This window comes from Pseudomonas karstica, from assembly GCF_009707515.1.
In the GTDB taxonomy this organism is placed as follows: Bacteria; Pseudomonadota; Gammaproteobacteria; order Pseudomonadales; family Pseudomonadaceae; genus Aquipseudomonas; species Aquipseudomonas karstica.
Window position 1 is genome coordinate 1 of the sequence record NZ_WLYI01000037.1, and the last position, 15,678, is coordinate 15,678.

At 61.5% G+C, this 15,678-nt stretch carries 16 protein-coding genes; 8 read left to right on the forward strand and 8 right to left on the reverse strand.

Going from position 1 to position 15,678, the window contains the following annotated elements:
• Positions 1-103: 103 nt before the first annotated feature.
• Complete coding sequence (locus GIR22_RS22260; RefSeq protein ID WP_154745427.1) at positions 104-535, forward strand: nuclear transport factor 2 family protein; 432 nt, start codon at positions 104-106, stop codon at positions 533-535.
• 36 nt (positions 536-571) lie between these two features.
• Here the strand turns inward: GIR22_RS22260 and GIR22_RS22265 are convergent, their stop codons facing one another.
• Positions 572-1,897, reverse strand: coding sequence for an aminotransferase-like domain-containing protein (locus GIR22_RS22265; RefSeq protein ID WP_154745428.1), 1,326 nt, complete (start codon positions 1,895-1,897; stop codon positions 572-574).
• 91 nt (positions 1,898-1,988) lie between these two features.
• On the opposite strand from GIR22_RS22265, the gene GIR22_RS22270 reads away from it, so the two are divergent.
• The 3 genes from GIR22_RS22270 (at position 1,989) to yghX (ending at position 4,412) form a co-directional block, all read left to right on the forward strand.
• Positions 1,989-2,879: a DMT family transporter gene (locus GIR22_RS22270; RefSeq protein ID WP_154745429.1), complete on the forward strand. Its 891-nt coding sequence runs from the start codon at positions 1,989-1,991 to the stop codon at positions 2,877-2,879.
• A 105-nt stretch (positions 2,880-2,984) separates the two neighbouring features.
• Positions 2,985-3,479: a PaaI family thioesterase gene (locus GIR22_RS22275; protein ID WP_154745430.1), complete on the forward strand. Its 495-nt coding sequence runs from the start codon at positions 2,985-2,987 to the stop codon at positions 3,477-3,479.
• A gap of 45 nt (positions 3,480-3,524) precedes the next feature.
• The gene (gene yghX, locus GIR22_RS22280) at positions 3,525-4,412 is read left to right on the forward strand and encodes a YghX family hydrolase (protein WP_154745431.1); all 888 of its coding nucleotides are present in this window, start codon (positions 3,525-3,527) and stop codon (positions 4,410-4,412) included.
• A gap of 12 nt (positions 4,413-4,424) precedes the next feature.
• Here yghX and GIR22_RS22285 read toward each other — a convergent pair whose 3' ends face one another.
• Entirely contained in the window at positions 4,425-5,300 is an 876-nt protein-coding gene (locus GIR22_RS22285) for a LysR family transcriptional regulator (RefSeq protein ID WP_154745432.1), read from the reverse strand.
• Between the two features lie 133 nt (positions 5,301-5,433).
• Here GIR22_RS22285 and ampC point away from each other — a divergent pair, with 133 nt between their 5' ends.
• Positions 5,434-6,588 (forward strand): class C beta-lactamase, encoded by a 1,155-nt coding sequence (ampC, locus tag GIR22_RS22290; protein WP_154745433.1) that lies wholly within the window; start codon positions 5,434-5,436, stop codon positions 6,586-6,588.
• Between the two features lie 11 nt (positions 6,589-6,599).
• Positions 6,600-6,869, forward strand: a complete 270-nt coding sequence (locus GIR22_RS22295; protein ID WP_154745434.1) for an Ada metal-binding domain-containing protein — start codon at positions 6,600-6,602, stop codon at positions 6,867-6,869.
• A gap of 18 nt (positions 6,870-6,887) precedes the next feature.
• Here GIR22_RS22295 and GIR22_RS22300 read toward each other — a convergent pair whose 3' ends face one another.
• From GIR22_RS22300 to GIR22_RS22325, 6 genes are all read right to left on the reverse strand, one after another.
• On the reverse strand, positions 6,888-7,871 hold the full coding sequence (locus tag GIR22_RS22300; protein WP_154745435.1) for a TRAP transporter substrate-binding protein: 984 nt from the start codon (positions 7,869-7,871) through the stop codon (positions 6,888-6,890).
• 104 nt (positions 7,872-7,975) lie between these two features.
• Entirely contained in the window at positions 7,976-8,791 is an 816-nt protein-coding gene (locus tag GIR22_RS22305; protein WP_154745436.1) for an HpcH/HpaI aldolase/citrate lyase family protein, read from the reverse strand.
• A gap of 14 nt (positions 8,792-8,805) precedes the next feature.
• Positions 8,806-10,008, reverse strand: a complete 1,203-nt coding sequence (locus GIR22_RS22310) for a CaiB/BaiF CoA transferase family protein (protein ID WP_377663880.1) — start codon at positions 10,006-10,008, stop codon at positions 8,806-8,808.
• A gap of 3 nt (positions 10,009-10,011) precedes the next feature.
• Complete coding sequence (locus tag GIR22_RS22315) at positions 10,012-11,361, reverse strand: MmgE/PrpD family protein (RefSeq protein WP_154745438.1); 1,350 nt, start codon at positions 11,359-11,361, stop codon at positions 10,012-10,014.
• A 10-nt stretch (positions 11,362-11,371) separates the two neighbouring features.
• Entirely contained in the window at positions 11,372-12,538 is a 1,167-nt protein-coding gene (locus GIR22_RS22320; protein ID WP_154745439.1) for an acyl-CoA dehydrogenase family protein, read from the reverse strand.
• Between the two features lie 31 nt (positions 12,539-12,569).
• Complete coding sequence (locus GIR22_RS22325) at positions 12,570-13,388, reverse strand: HTD2 family dehydratase (protein WP_154745440.1); 819 nt, start codon at positions 13,386-13,388, stop codon at positions 12,570-12,572.
• Positions 13,389-13,548: 160 nt separating this feature from the next.
• On the opposite strand from GIR22_RS22325, the gene GIR22_RS22330 reads away from it, so the two are divergent.
• Positions 13,549-14,445 (forward strand): LysR family transcriptional regulator, encoded by an 897-nt coding sequence (locus GIR22_RS22330; RefSeq protein ID WP_154745441.1) that lies wholly within the window; start codon positions 13,549-13,551, stop codon positions 14,443-14,445.
• A 265-nt stretch (positions 14,446-14,710) separates the two neighbouring features.
• Positions 14,711-15,607 carry a dihydrodipicolinate synthase family protein gene (locus GIR22_RS22335; protein WP_154745442.1) on the forward strand — a complete coding sequence of 299 codons (897 nt, stop codon included), beginning with the start codon at positions 14,711-14,713 and terminating at the stop codon, positions 15,605-15,607.
• The last annotated feature ends 71 nt before the right edge of the window (positions 15,608-15,678 follow it).

Below are 15,678 nucleotides of genomic sequence, written 5' to 3' on the forward strand. Positions count from 1 at the left end.
CCTTTTTATGAACATTTATTGCAATGTTGTATGACGACATAAAGACTGACCGCCGCAAAGTCTGGCTCATTCGTGCATACCCCATAACAACAAGGAAATCCCCATGCAAAACGTCAAAATGCTGATCGGTTTTCTGTGCCTATTCAGCGGCTATGTGGCCGCCAGCCCGGCCACCGCCGACAAAGATGTCGCCCAGGCCGTCGACCACCTGACCCAGGCCATGCTGCACAAAGACATCCCCCAGCTTCAGGCTCTCACCGCGGACAACCTCACCTACGGCCACTCCAGCGGCAAGATCCAGGACAAGCAGGCGTTCATCGCCGACATCGAAACCGGCCGCAGCGGCTTCAAGACCCTCCAAATGCAGAAACAGACCATCACCCTCAGCGGCGACACCGCCCTGGTGCGCAATCACTTCTCGGCTCAAGCGGTTAACAGTGGCGTGGAAGTGCCGACCGAGATTGAGAACTTTCAGATCTGGCAGAAGCAGAATGGCCAATGGCTGCTGATTGGGCGGCAGGCGTTCAAGTTCTGATAAAGCGCAAATGCAGGAGCGAGGGGGACGCCCCCCTCACCATGCCACCAATCGCCGCACCTTGCGCAACGCCTCCCGCAGCGCAGCCATATCCACCGAGCCCAGCGCCAAACGAACCGCATGGGGCACATGGGCCGTTGTCGCAAATGGCTCGGCCGTGGACACCGAAATATTCTCCCTCGCCAGTGCCATGGCGAACTGATCCGCCCGGGCATCTTCCGGCAACGGCAGCCAGAGAAAGTACGAAGATGGATGGCGAATGTAATCCAGCCCAACCAGCATCTCATCCGCCAGCACTTGGCGCGCCTTGGCGTCTTCGCGCTTGTGCGCTTCCAACTGCAGGACGGTGCCGTCTTCGATCCAGGCGACGGCAATGGCCGTCATCACTCCAGGCGCGCTCCAGACAGTCGCCATGATGGTGCGCTCCAGCGCATGCACCCATTGAAGGGGCGCGGCCACGAAGCCGACACGCAGGCCGGTGGCGACGCTCTTGGACAGCCCTGAAATGTACACCGTGCGCTCCGGCGCCAGCTCCGCCAACGGTGACGGTGCGTTCTCTGCCAGGAAGGCATAGGCCGCGTCTTCGATAAGGATCAGGTCGTGCTGACGGGCGATCGCCACCAACTGCTGGCGCTGTTCGATTCCCAATACCCAACCCAGGGGGTTATGCAGGGTCGGGATGCTGTATACGGCACGCACCTTGCGCCGGCGACAAAGGTCTTCCAGGAATCCAAGGTCAGGCCCCGTCGCCGTGACCGGGAGGGCGACAATTTCAAGGTGCAGCGTCTCGGCCAGCACCTTGAAACCGGAGTAGGTCAGCCCATCCACCGCCACTACATCGCCAGGCTTGAGCAATGCCATCATCGCTACTGCCAGGCCATGCTGGGCACCGCCGACCATCAGCACCTGCTCGGCCGGCACCGCCAGCCCCCTGCTACGCAGATGACGCGCCACCACGGCTCGTTCGTGCAGGCGCCCGCCATGGGGCTGGTAGCGCAACAGGGATTCCAGGTCACCGGACAACGCCAACTGGCGCAGAGCCGTGCGCAGCAGGTCAGCCTGGCCCGGCAAGGAGGGGTAGTTGAAGTTGAGATCGATCATGCCGGCCGCCACGGCAACCTGCCCTATGCCCTGCCCTGGCGACAGCGAAATCTCCCGCACAAAGGTCCCGCGACCGGTTTCGCCGCTGACCAGGCCCATGGCCGAAAGCTCGGTATACACCCGGCTGGCCGTGACCAACGCCAGGCCATAGGTGGCGGCCAATTGTCGGTGTGTCGGCAAGCGCGTGCCCGGGGCCAGGTTTCCTGAGCGAATATCCCGGGCGAAACTGTCGACCAAAGATTTGTAGCGGGCGCGAGGCATAGGTGCTGTATCCATGACAATTTTTTGATTGTCTTAATCTTCGATCATAGGATGTGCTGAACGCAACCCACCCCTATCGAGCCAGCCCCTCATGGAACGCACATCTTCCCTCAGTACCCCGGAACACACCGCCAGCGGTTGGGTCAACGGCTTTATCGGCGTGGTTATTTTCAGCGGCTCGCTGCCGGCAACCCGGGTGGCTGTGCTGGAGTTCGACCCGGTGTTTCTGACCGTGGCCCGGGCGAGTATCGCCGCCCTGCTCGGGGTCTGCCTGCTCTGGCTGTTCAAGGCAAAGCGCCCCGCACGTAATCAACGAGTCTCGCTGGTCATCGTCGCGTTGGGCGTGGTGATCGGCTTCCCGCTGTTGACGGCACTGGCGTTGCAATACGTGACCTCCGCTCACTCCATTGTATTTGTCGGCCTGCTGCCTCTGGCCACCGCCGTGTTCGGCGTGTTGCGCGGCGGCGAGCGCCCGCGGCCGGTGTTCTGGCTGTTCTCGATACTGGGCAGCTTGCTGGTGATGGGCTACGCCGTGTCCCAAGGACTAAGCGCGACACCTCTGGGCGACCTGCTGATGCTACTGGCGATACTGGCGTGCGGCCTGGGTTATGCCGAAGGGGCAAAGCTGTCCCGGACCCTCGGCGGCTGGCAGGTGATTTGCTGGGCGCTGGTGGTGTCGTTGCCGGTGGTGGCGCCCCTGACAGCGCTGCTGACGCCCGCCTCTTTCTCGGACATCAGCCTGCCCGCCTGGCTGAGCCTGGCCTATGTGTCGCTGTTCAGCATGCTGATCGGCTTTGTGTTCTGGTATCGCGGGCTGGCCCAGGGCGGTATTGCCGCCGTCGGCCAGTTGCAGTTGCTGCAACCGTTCTTCGGCCTGGCACTGGCGGCGACCTTGCTCCATGAACAGGTCAGCCAGGGGATGCTGGCGGTCACCCTGGCCGTGATCCTGTGCGTGGCCGGGGCGAAGAAATTTGCCCGCTAGCCCAGGCACTCAAGCGAATGAAGGTCCAGTTGCAAGGGGCTGGCGCCTGGCATTAGGCTCGTGCCCTACGCAGCTCAATTGCCCCCAGAACAATAAGGATCCCCGATGCCCCTCGACTCCCTGCAGGACACCACCGCGCCCGAAGGCATTTGCTACGGCTGCGGCGGCAGCAACCCCCACGGGCTGCACATCAAGAGCCGCTGGGATGCAGACGGCGTCCACGTCACCGCCGAACACCAACCCGACGCCAAGTACTGCGGCTGGCCCGACCTGGTCTACGGCGGGCTGATCGCGATGTTGGTGGACTGCCACTCCAACTGGACCGCCATGGCCTACCACTACCGGGCTGAAAACCGCGAGCCGGGCAGCCTGCCACGTATCGATTGCGTCACCGGCAACCTCGGCATCAAATTCATCAAGCCCACGCCGATGGGCGTGCCACTGACCTTGCGGGCCAAGGTCGAAGGTGCGGTCGGGCGCAAGAGCCGCGTGGTCTGCGAGGTCTATGCCGACGGCGTGCTCACGGCGATCGGCGATTCGATTTTCGTTCGGGTCGACACCGGGCAACTGGCCGCCGCCGCTCATGGCCGGGATACCTGAAAGTGGTCTACATTCAATGCCATCCGCTGAATGAGGAACACTCCCATGACCCGCCTGACCGCCAAGGACTTTGCCCCTGAACTGCTCGAGCTCTACGACGGCTACGCCCACGGCAAGATCAACCGCCGCGAGTTTCTCGACCGCGCTGCACTGTTTACCCTCGGCGGGCTGACGGCTTCGGCGCTGCTCGCGGCCCTGAGCCCGAATTACGCCCTGGCCGAACAGGTGAAGTTCACCGACCCGGACATCCTCGCCGACTACATCACCTACCCCTCACCCAAAGGCAACGGTACCGTGCGCGGCTACCTGGTACGCCCGGCCAAGGCCGCTGGCAAGCTACCGGCAGTGGTGGTTGTGCATGAGAACCGTGGGCTCAACCCCTATATCGAGGACGTCGCCCGGCGACTGGCCAAGGCCGGATTTATCGCCCTTGCTCCTGATGGCCTGACATCGGTGGGAGGCTATCCCGGAAACGATGAAAAGGGCGTGGAACTGCAACAGACCGTCGACCCGCAAAAACTGATGAACGACTTCTTTGCCGCCATCGAATGGCTGATGCAGCATGAGACCAGCACCGGCAAAGTCGGTATTACCGGCTTCTGTTATGGCGGCGGCGTGACCAATGCGGCGGCGGTGGCTTATCCCGAATTGGGCGCGGCGGTGTCGTTTTATGGTCGCCAGCCCGACACCAAGGATGTACCCCGGATCAAGGCACCGATCATGTTGCACTTTGGCCAACTGGATACGCGGATCAACGAGGGTTGGCCAGCGTATGAGAAGGCTTTGAAGGCAGCGGGCACCACCTATGAAGCGTTTATCTACAAGGGCGCCAATCATGGTTTTCACAACGATTCCACACCTCGCTATGACGAAGCAGCGGCGAATCTAGCCTGGGAGCGAACGTTGGGGTGGTTTCGCAAGTATCTGGTTTGAGCGTGCTCACGATCAGCCCGCCACCACTTCCCGCAACCACTCCTTGAACGCCAGCATCGCCGAGGTTTCGGTCCGTGACTGCAAGCGCGTCAGCCAGTAACTGCCCGTGGTGATGCCCACCTCGAACGGTTGCCGGATCATGTCCGTGGACAGTTGCCGGGAAAACATCAGCGCCGGAGCCAGGGCCACGCCCACGCCTTGCTGCGCCGCTTCCATCATCGCCAGGGAAGAGTCGAAGACGATGCTGCGCGGCACCAGCGTATCGGCTGGCAGGCCGACGGCCTGGAACCATTGGGTCCATTCATCGGTGCGGTAGGAGCGCAGCAAGGTGTATTTCAACAGGTCGGCCGGGGCCTGCAATTGCCGGGCGATCTGCGGCACGCACAGCACGGTGAGTGGCGCCTCCAGCAACTGGAACGCCTCAGTGCCGTGCCAGGCGCCAGCCCCGAAACGAATGGCGTAGTCCAGGCCTTCGGCGGCAACGTCGACGCGATTATTGTGGGTGGACAGGCGTAAGTCGATGAAGGGATAACGCGCCTGAAAGTCCGGCAGGCGTGGCAGCAGCCAACCGACGGCAAACGTCCCCACGGCGCCAACTGTCAGCACTTCGCGATAATGCCCACCCTCAAACCGACCCAGGGTCTGGGCAATGCGGTCGAAGGATTCGCGTAGCACCGGCAGTAGGGTTTCGCCTTCACTGGTGAGCATCAGGCCCCTGGGCAAGCGTTTGAACAAGGTGACATTGAGCTGTGCCTCCAGGCTTTTGACCTGGTGGCTGACCGCGGCCTGAGTGACGCACAGCTCAATGGCCGCCCGCGTAAAGCTCAGATGGCGCGCCGAGGCCTCGAAGGCCCGCATGGCATTGAGGGGCAGATGTGAACGAAGCATGGTTTGATCCAAATTTTTCTAATGGCTGTGCCGAGATATGCTCGTTTGCCCAATCGCGACAAACTGCCTAGATTTGCAACGCCCGCGCCGGTGCAGGTATCCAGCGAATCAACCTTATGGAAGCGACACCATCATGTACGAAAAATCTTTGTCTCGAGTGCGCAACGTCACGATATTCGCCTTATTGCTCGGCGCAGGCAACTGCATGGCGGCCACCGGGATTCGTCAGGTCGTAGATGCAACGGTTAAACCGCTGATGCAACAACAGGCCATTACCGGCCTGTCGGTAGCGATTATGCAGAATGGCCAGGCGCAATACTTTAACTATGGTGCCGCCTCGAAGAACGGCCAGCAACCGGTCACTGAAAACACCCTGTTTGAAATCGGCTCGGTGAGCAAAACCTTCACCGCCACCCTCGCCGGCTACGCCCAGGCCACCGGCAAACTGAAGCTGCAAGCTCCCGCCAGCCAGTACTTGCCCGCGCTGCGGGGCGGCCAGTTTGATCACATCAGCGTCCTCAACCTCGGTACTTACACAGCCGGTGGCCTGCCGCTGCAATTCCCCCAGGAAGCCGACAGTGCCGACAAGATGCTCAGCTACTTCCAGCACTGGAAAGCTGATTTCGCTCCCGGCACTCAGCGCCTGTATTCAAACCCGAGCCTGGGGCTGTTTGGTTATCTGGCGGCGCAAAGCCTGGGGCAACCGTTCGACCAGTCGATGGAAAAGACCCTGCTGCCCAAACTCGGCCTCAAGCACACCTACATCAATGTGCCTAACGCGCAAATGAGCCTTTACGCCCAAGGTTATGACAAAGACGGCAAGCCGGTACGCGTCGGCCCTGGTGCGCTGGACAGCGAGGCCTACGGGGTAAAGAGCAGCGCCTCGGACCTGATTCACTACGTGCAAGTGAACATGAATCCTGCAAACCTTGAAAAACCCCTGCAACAGGCCATCGCCAGCACTCACACTGGCTACTACACCGTCGACGGCATCACCCAGGGCCTGGGCTGGGAGATGTACCCCTACCCGATCAAATTGGATGCCTTGATTGCCGGCAACTCGACACCCATGGCCATGGAGCCGCACAAGGTCAACTGGCTGACCCCGCCACAACCGCCCCATGCCGACACGCTGGTCAACAAGACCGGCTCCACCAATGGCTTCGGCGCTTATGTGGCCTACGTGCCAAGCAGGGGCATCGGCATCGTGATTCTCGCGAACAAGAACTACCCGAATGCCGAGCGGGTGAAAGCCGCCCACGCTATCTTGAGCGCCATGGATCAATAGGACACTCATCAATGCCCGACCGTCAGTGGACACTGCTCGATAGCCAGGGGCGGCCGTTTTCCAGCGAACACCCTGGCACTGTCGGCGGGCATAAAAAAAGCCGGCTCTACGGCCGGCTGGATTGCCCGGCTGCCCTGCGCACCCTGACACGAGGCGGCTATGTGGCGAACCGGGTGTTTTTCCTGGATGAAGCGACGGCCAGCAAGGCCGGGTATCGGCCGTGTGCAGTGTGCATGCCGGCCGAATACGCGCGATGGAAAACTACAGCACCAGGGCCGTGAACAACGACGTTCACTCGATCACTGGTTCGACTGATCCGCCGCCTGGATCAGGTCGGCACCGATCTCACCTTCAAACTTCTTCCACACCGGGCGCATGGCATCGCGCCAGAGCTGGCGTTGCTCAGGGGTCAGTTCGATGATTTCGCTGGTCTTGGCGTCGATGATCGTCTGTTTGGCCGACTGGTTCAGCGCTTCGGCCTGTTTGTTCACCTCAACGGTGACCTCGAGCATGATCTTGTCCAGCTCGGTGCGAATGTCCGGCGGCAGGCCATTCCAGAACTTGGCGTTGGTGATCACCATGTAGTCGATCAAGCCATGGTTGGACTCGGTGAAGTACTTCTGCACCTCGTTGACCTTCTGGCTTTCATAGTTCGACCAAGTGTTCTCGGTACCGTTGACGGTGCCGGTCTGCAAGCCCTGGTAGACCTCGGCAAAACTCATCTTGCGCGGGTTGGCGCGGATGGCCTTGAACTGCTCCTCCAGCACGCTGGACGCTTGCACGCGGAACTTCAGGCCACGGGCATCCTTGGGTTCATGCAGGGCCTTGTTGGACGACAGCTGCTTGAGGCCGTTGTGCCAGTAGGCCAGGCCGAGGATGTTCTTGTCCTGCATCGAGCTCAGCAACTGCTTGCCCTCGGCGGCCTGGAAACGATCAACGGCCGCCAGGTCATTGAACAGGAATGGCAGGTCATAAATTTGCACCTGCTTGGTGTAGTGCTCGAACTTGGCCAGGGACGGTGCCAGCATCTGTACGTCACCCAGCAGCAAGGCTTCCATTTCCTTACCGTCGCCGAACAGCGACGAGTTGGGGTAGACATCGACCTTGACCTTGCCCGGCAAGCGTTCTTCAGCGAGCTTCTTGAACAGCAGCGCGCCCTGGCCCTTGGGGGTGTTGTCGGCGACCACGTGGGCGAACTTGATGATAATCGGGTCCGCCGCCTGGGCCAGGCCCGTGGCAAACAACGTGGCGGCGCAGAACAGCGCCCGGGATAGCTTGAACATGGTAATCACCTTCTTATTGTTGTTGTGTTGCAAGGCAAGGTGCCTGATGTCACGCGCATAGAGAATTTCGAACTTTAGATACCTGCGTTCGGTGTGGCCGAACGCTAAATCCGGGCGGCCAACAATCGCTGTGCTCGCAGCAACACCGGCGCATCCACCATTTGCCCGTCCAACTGATAAGCCCCTGCCCCATGGGCGCCGGCCTGCACCACGCGTCGGGCCCAGGCCAGGTCTTCGGCACTCGGTGCCAGGGCCTGGTGGATCACCGGCACTTGTTTGGGATGGATGCACAACGCCCCGGCGAAGCCCATTTCATAGGCATGACGAATCGAGCGTCGCAGGCCTTCAGGGTCGTCGATGGCCGGATGTACGCCATCCAGCGGCGCCACCAGCCCGGCGGCCCGGGAATGCACGATCAGCGCCAGGCGGGCTTGGTCCAGGGCAAATTGCGCGGCCGGGGTGTTGCTGCTCAGGTTCAGGTCCAGTGCCAGGTCCAGGCCGCCAAACGACAAGCGCTCGACCTGGGGTGCATGGGCGATTTCGGCCACGGCCAGCAAACCCCGGGCACTCTCGATAATCGGCCAGATAACTTTGCCCGTGGCGGCCACCACCGCGACCTGGGCCGCACTCTCGACTTTCGGCAGCAGCACGCCGGCGACGTTGGAGTGGGCCTGGCAGAAGGCGACATCCGCCGCGTGTTCAGGATGCTCTGGGGCATTGATCCGCACCCATACACGGACCTCGGGCGTGCTTTGCAAGAACGCCGCGAGATTGTCCCGAGCCTGGCGCTTGAGCGGTTCTTCCACCGCGTCTTCAAAATCTACAATCACGGCATCGGCGCCGCTGGCCAATGCCTTGGCAAAACGCTCGGGGCGACTGCCAGGAACGAACAGCGCCGAGCGCACAATGGGGTTGGACATAGCTGGACTCCTTGTTAGATGACACCGCGTGTGCGCAAGACTTCGATGGCCTCAGTGGAATAACCCAACTGATCAAGGATCCCCTGGCTGTGCTGGCCAAGCCCTGGAACCCCATCCATGCGCGGCGTGAACGCACCATTGCGGGCCGGCGGCAACAGCGACGGCAACTTGCCCGCCGGGCTGTCGACTTCGCGCCAGCTGTCCCGCGCCTTGAGTTGCGGATGGTCCCACACGCCTTGCATGTCATTGACCCGGGCACTGGCGATCTGCGCGCCTTCCAGGCGCTGGATCAGCGCCTCTACACTCAGTTGGGAGAAGCTGTCGACAATGATCTGGCGCAGCACCTCGCGATTGGCCGAGCGCTTGAAGTTGGCCGAGAAGCGCTCGTCGGTGGCCAACTCCGGGGTCAACAGCACCTTGTCGCAAAACGCCGCCCATTCACGCTCATTCTGCAAGCCGAGCATCACTGTGCCGCCGTCACCCGCAGGAAACGGCCCATAGGGATAAATCGTCGAATGCGCCGCGCCGGCCCGAGGGGGTTGAGGTGCGCCGTCGAAGGCGTAGTACATCGGGTAGCCCATCCACTCCACCAGGCTTTCCAGCATGCTGACGTCGATACGGCTGCCCTTGCCCGTTTTCCCCCTCAGCAGCAGCGCCGAAAGAATGCCGCTGTAGGCGTACATTCCGGCAGAGATGTCGGCAATCGAACAACCGGCCTTGGCCATCTGATCGTCGCCAGGGCCACCGGTGACCGAGAGAAAGCCGCCTTCGCTCTGGATCAGCAGGTCATAGGCTTTTTTCTTCTCATAGGGCCCGCCCTCGCCATAGCCGGAGATGTCGCAGACGATCAGCCGGGGAAAGCGCGCATGCAAGTCTTCAAACGACAGCCCCATGCGTGCCGCCGCCCCCGGTGCGAGGTTTTGCACCAGCACATCGGCGTCGGCCAAGAGGGTCTCGAGGATAACGCCCGCTTCGTCCTGCTTGAGGTCCAGGGTCAGGCTTTCCTTGGAACGGTTGGTCCAGACGAAGTGCGAGGCCAGGCCGCGCACGCGCTCGTCATAACCGCGGGCAAAGTCGCCGGCACCCGGGCGCTCGACCTTGATCACGCGGGCGCCCAGGTCGGCCAACTGGCGGGTGCAGAACGGCGCGGCAATCGCATGTTCAAGGCTGACGACAGTGATGCCGTCCAATGGTCGTTGATTAACAGTCATGAGGATTCCTCAAAGCCAATGAGCCATGGATACGACACCGCGCAGACCCCATACCTTGCCGATCAACTCGTCGGCCTGGGACGGTGTGCGAGCAGCACTGAATTGGGTCAGGCGCTGGAACTTGTCAGCCAGCTCCTCGCGGCTCAGGGTGTTGCCCGGGTCGCCCTTGGGTTCATCGATGGCGCCCTGCAACGTGCGGCCATCGGTGGTGGTGACGATGACCCGGCCCAGCCAGCGCTGGGGATAGGCGCTGTCGACCTCGGCGTCGAGGGTCATGCTGACCTTGTCGCGAAACGCAGCGACGTTCGAGTCGTGCAAGGCCAGTTCGTGAAATTCAGGGAGCCCGGCTTTGCCATGCACGGCAATCAAACCCAACACGGTGCCCATGGAGAACTTGGCCTGGTGCACCGTCTGCGGCAGGGTCACCCGGCCCAACACATCGATAGCCCCCTGATGCACTCGGGTTTCCACACAAACGATCTGTTCATGGCACAGGCCTTCACGTTGCATCAAGTCCAGCAGCGCATCGGCGGCCGGGTGGGTGTGGCGACACGAAGCGTGGTACTTGAACGAGGTTTCCAGCAAGGCCCAGCGACTGCCCAGGCGATCAGACAGTTGGCGTGGATCGGCGTCCGTGGACATGCCCGCCGCCAGCCCCTGGTCACCTTCCAGAATATTGCGCGCCCCGGTGAGCCCGTCCGCGGTCAAATAGGCCGCGAGCAACCCGTCGGCCGCAGCCTTGGCGGTGTGCAGTTGCTTGGAGTCAGCGGCATCCCGCAAAAACTCCCACAGCCCAGCGGCCTGGGTGCCAGCACTGCCCAGCAGGTTGGTGAATTGCTCTTGATTGAAATCCAGCAACTTGCCCACCGCCACCGCAGCGGCCAGGGTGCCGACGGTAGCCGTGGTGTGAAAGATCCGGTAGTGGGAACGGCCCATGAATTCGCCGATGCGAATCCCGGCTTCGTAGCCGGCCACCGAGGCCAACAGCAGCTCACGACCGGACTTGCCCAGGTCTTGGGCGGCGGCCAATGCGGCAGGAAACACCACGGTGGCCGGGTGCAAGACCGAGCTGTTGTGCAGGTCATCCTGCTCCACCAAATGGGAGGAAGCGCCATTCACCAGCGCGGCAAAATAAGCGCTGCTGCTGCCACCGTTGACGATGATCTGCGCCGGCCCCGTGCCCGGGCCCATCTTCGCAGCGTAACGCTCGAACAAGGGAATCGGGTGCGCGCCCTTGCTGGCCAGTGCCGAGGCAAGCCAGTCGAGAAACAGGTCTTCGGTACGGGCCAGCACCTCGTCCGGCAGTTGATCGTAATCCAGCGCGGCCAGGAATTGGCACAAGGCCTGGGTATGGCTCATGGTCAGGTCCTCAGAAGCTGCGCGGCAGCTCGAGCAAATGCTCGGCCACGTACGACAGGATCAAGTTGGTGGAGATCGGTGCCACCTGGTACAGGCGCGTCTCGCGGAATTTGCGCTCCACGTCATATTCACAGGCGAAACCAAAGCCGCCGTGGGTTTGCAGACAGGCATTGGCCGCTTCCCAGGAAGCCTTGGCCGCCAGGTACTTGGCCATATTGGCACTGGCTCCGGCGTTGGCCCCGCTGTCGTATTCCGCACACGCGCGCCAGCGCATCAAATCCGCCGCCTCGATTTCGATATGGGCTTCGGCAATCGGGAACTGCACGCCCTGGTTCTGCCCGATAGGCCGGCCAAACACCACGCGGTCACGGGCATAGGCACTGGCCTTCTCGATAAACCAGCGGCCGTCACCGATGCATTCGGCGGCGATCAGGGTCCGCTCGGCATTGAGGCCGTCGAGGATATAGCGGAAGCCCTTGCCCTCCTCGCCAATCAGGCTCTCCAGTGGCAGTTCCAGGTTGTCAAAGAACAGCTCGTTGGTTTCGTGATTGACCATGTTGGCGATGGGTTGCACGGTCAGGCCGTTGCCGATGGCATCACGCAGGTCCACCAGGAAAATCGACATGCCCTCGGACTTCTTCTTGACCTCGGCCAACGCAGTGGTGCGCGCCAGCAGGATCATCAGGTCGGAATGCTGGACCCGCGAGATCCACACTTTTTGGCCGTTGATCACATACTTGTCGCCACGTTTCACTGCAGTGGTCTTGATCTTGGTGGTGTCGGTACCGGTGGTGGGCTCGGTGACGCCCATCGATTGCAGGCGCAATTCACCGCTGGCGAGTTTCGGCAGGTAGAAGCTTTTTTGCGCCTCGCTGCCGTGCCGCAGCAAGGTGAACATGTTGTACATCTGGCCATGGACGGTGCCGGAGTTGCCGCCGCAGCGGTTGACCTCCTCGAGGATCACCGAGGCTTCAGCCAGGCCCAGTCCCGAGCCACCGTATTCCACGGGAATCATCGCCGCCAGCCAGCCGGCGTCGGTCAGCGCCTTGACGAAGGCTTCGGGGAAACCTTTTTCTTCGTCGATCTTGCGCCAGTAGGCGGCGTCGAATTCGGCACACAAGGCGCGCACGCCTTCGCGGATGGCGTTGAGTTCTTCGTTGTCGTTGGGATTGGTCATGGGGCTCTGCGCCTATTGTTCTTGTCAGGGGTTATTCGAAACCAAGCTCGGCACGCTGGGCCAGGCCCGACGCGTTACCAGCCCAGAGTTCAGCGACGCCCGGCGCGGTGATGCGCCCGCCGACGTCAAAGGGCTGCGGGGCGATCAATGGCCGCACACCACGATAGGAAAAGCGGCGCAAGGTCGCCTCGGGATGGGCACGGCAAAACGCCCGCAGACTCAAGGTGGCAATCAGCGGGCCATGCACCACCAACCCCGCATAGCCTTCGGTGCCGGTGACATAGGGGTAGTCGTAATGAATGCGATGACCGTTGAAGGTCACGGCGCTGTAGCGAAACAGCAAGGTCGGGGTGGGGTCGACGGCTTCGCGCCAGTCGCCCTGGGGCAACGCGTCGCCGCTGCCCTGCTTGGGCGGCGTGGGTTCGCGGTAGACGATGTCCTGCTCTTCGCGAATCGCCAGGCGGCCGTCCTGGGAATAGTCATGGCGCACGGTGACGAACAGCAACGAGCCGGTGCGGCCGGTTTTTTCTTCCACCTGGGTAATGGTGGAAACGCGACTGGCGGCCTCTCCAGCGCGCAAGGCATGGAAAAACTCGATACGCCCACCGGCCCACATGCGGTTGCGGTTATCCGCCGGCGGCAGGAATCCGCCCCGGGCCGGGTGGCCGTCGCGACCCAGGGCCGACTCCGGCAGCGGGTCCTGGAAAAAACACCATTGCCACAAGGGCGGGACAGCTTCGCCATCAGCCGGCACCGTCTCGCCCAAGGTGGCGGCGATGCGTTTGAGCAGGTTATAGCTCAAGTGGTCGTGGGCAGTTTCGCTACGGCCGATCCAGTCTGTGGCGCTCATCGGGTGCATGTCCTTGGGCAGGGAATCTGTCCCGGATCATGCTAGCCCTTGGCCGTTCTGAGAATTTGCATTTTAATAAAGCAGCGTTCGGCTATGCTGAACGCCGAATCGCCCCCTCGACAGCGGCAACGGGGGTCATGATTATTTTCGGGAGCCTTCCATGCACTTCGACCTGGCCGACTTGCGCCTGTTTATCCATATCGCCGAGTCCCCGAGCCTGACCCAGGGCGCCAAACGCGCCTTCCTCTCGCCGGCCGCCGCCAGTGCGCGCATCAAGGCCCTGGAAGGCCAGTTGGAAACCCGCCTGCTGTACCGCGATAGCCGTGGCGTGGAGATCACCCCGGCCGGTGAGCGCCTGCTGCACCACGCCCGGCTGATCATGCGCCAGGTGGATTACCTGAAAAGCGAGTTCACCCAGTACGGCGCCGATTCCGCCGGGCATATCCGCATCTTCGCCAACACCACGGCGGTCACCGAATTCCTCCCGGAGGTGCTGGCCGGCTTCCTGTCCCAGCGCCCCGGCGTCACGGTAGACCTGCAAGAACGCCTGTCCCGGGACATCGTGCGTGGCGTGCTCGACGGCACCAGCGACATGGGTATCATCGCCGGCCCCGTGCAAGCGCCAGGATTGCAGGTACTGCACTTCAGCACTGACCACCTGGTGCTGATAGTGCCCGTGGGTCACCCCCTGGCAGAACAGCCTTCAGTGACCCTGGAGCAAACCCTCGCCTATCAACATATCGGCCTGCACGAAGGCAGTACCTTGCTGAGTTTCCTGCGTGAACATGTCGAGCGCCTGGGCAAGCAGTTGTCGCTACGGATTCAGGTGTCGAGTTTCGAAGCGGTCTGCCGGATGGTCGAGGCTGGCGTGGGCATCGGCATCATCCCCGAATCCGCCGCTGTGCGGCACAGCCAGACCATGCCATTGGTGACCATCAAGCTCGATGAAAGCTGGGCAATCCGCGAGCGCAGCATCCTGGTGCGCGAGCTGGATGCACTACCGGGAGCGATCAGGGCGTTGATTGCGACGTTGATGCCTGACATCAATGAGGGGTGATGTCTGCCTGAACCCCTTCAGCAGGCTCTGCCAAGGAGCCTGATAGATTTACGCGTAAATCCCCCTGCACGCCCCACGCCCTCTTTTCTGGATCTAATATCCAAAATTCACCATCTCTCGAACTTAGTGACAATACACGTCGCCCAGGCAAGCTTTTGCCTGAATCAGCTGAAATTCAGGGTAGACAGAAAAATTGGATGATTGTAGATTGGATACAGTTGACACTTAACAATCCACCTCACCACAAAAATAAAAGGCCCATGAAATGGCAATCTGGAAAGGCGTATTCCCCGCGGTAACCACAAAACTGACCCACGATGGCAAAGTCGACCTGAAGGCAACCCAGAACAGTATCGAACGCCTGATCAGCAACGGCGTGGGCGGCATCATCGTCCTGCCGATGCTGGGCGAGAACGCTTCGATGTCATTGCAGGAGCGCGAGTCGATCATTCGCGCCGCTGTCGAGGTGGCCGCCGGCCGCGTCCCGGTTCTATCGGGGCTGGCCGAAATCACCCTGGAGGCAGCCAAGAAAAATGCGCTTCTGTACAAGCAGTTCGGGGCTCAAGGCTTGATGGTTTTTCCAAGCCTGGGCTACAAGACCGACCACCGCGAAACCGTCGAGTGGTACAAGGGCATCGCCAGTGCTACCGACCTACCCATCATGATTTACAACAACCCGATCGCGTATGGCGTTGACTGCACACCCGCCATCTTGAAAGACCTGGCAGGCACCCCCGAAATTGTCTGCATCAAGGAAGAAACCGGAGATATTCGCCGGGCAACCGACATGTACGTGGAGTTCGGCGATCGCTTCAGCATCTTTTGCGGCGTCGATGACCTGATCGTCGAAAGCAGCGCGTTGGGGGTCACTGGCTGGGTGTCGGGCATGACGAATGTCTGGCCTGCCGAGTGCGTGGAGCTCTTCAACCTCTGCGCCCAGGAACGATTCTCTGAGGCCCGCGAGCTGTACCACATCTTGACCCCATCCTTTCACCTGGATGTGCACGTCAAGTTGGTCCAGTACATCAAGTTGGCCGAGCATCTGGTGTACGGCGCCCCTGAGTGGACTCGCGCCCCGCGCCTGTCGCTGGTTGGCCAGGAGCGTGAATACGTGATCAGCACGGTATGCAAGGCCATGGAGTCGCTGGCGGCCCGCAAATAAGTCAGCAGCCCTCTTCGCAATCACCAGGGGCCTTTTTTCCGTCTGCGCAACGCAAATCAAAGGCCCCTTCC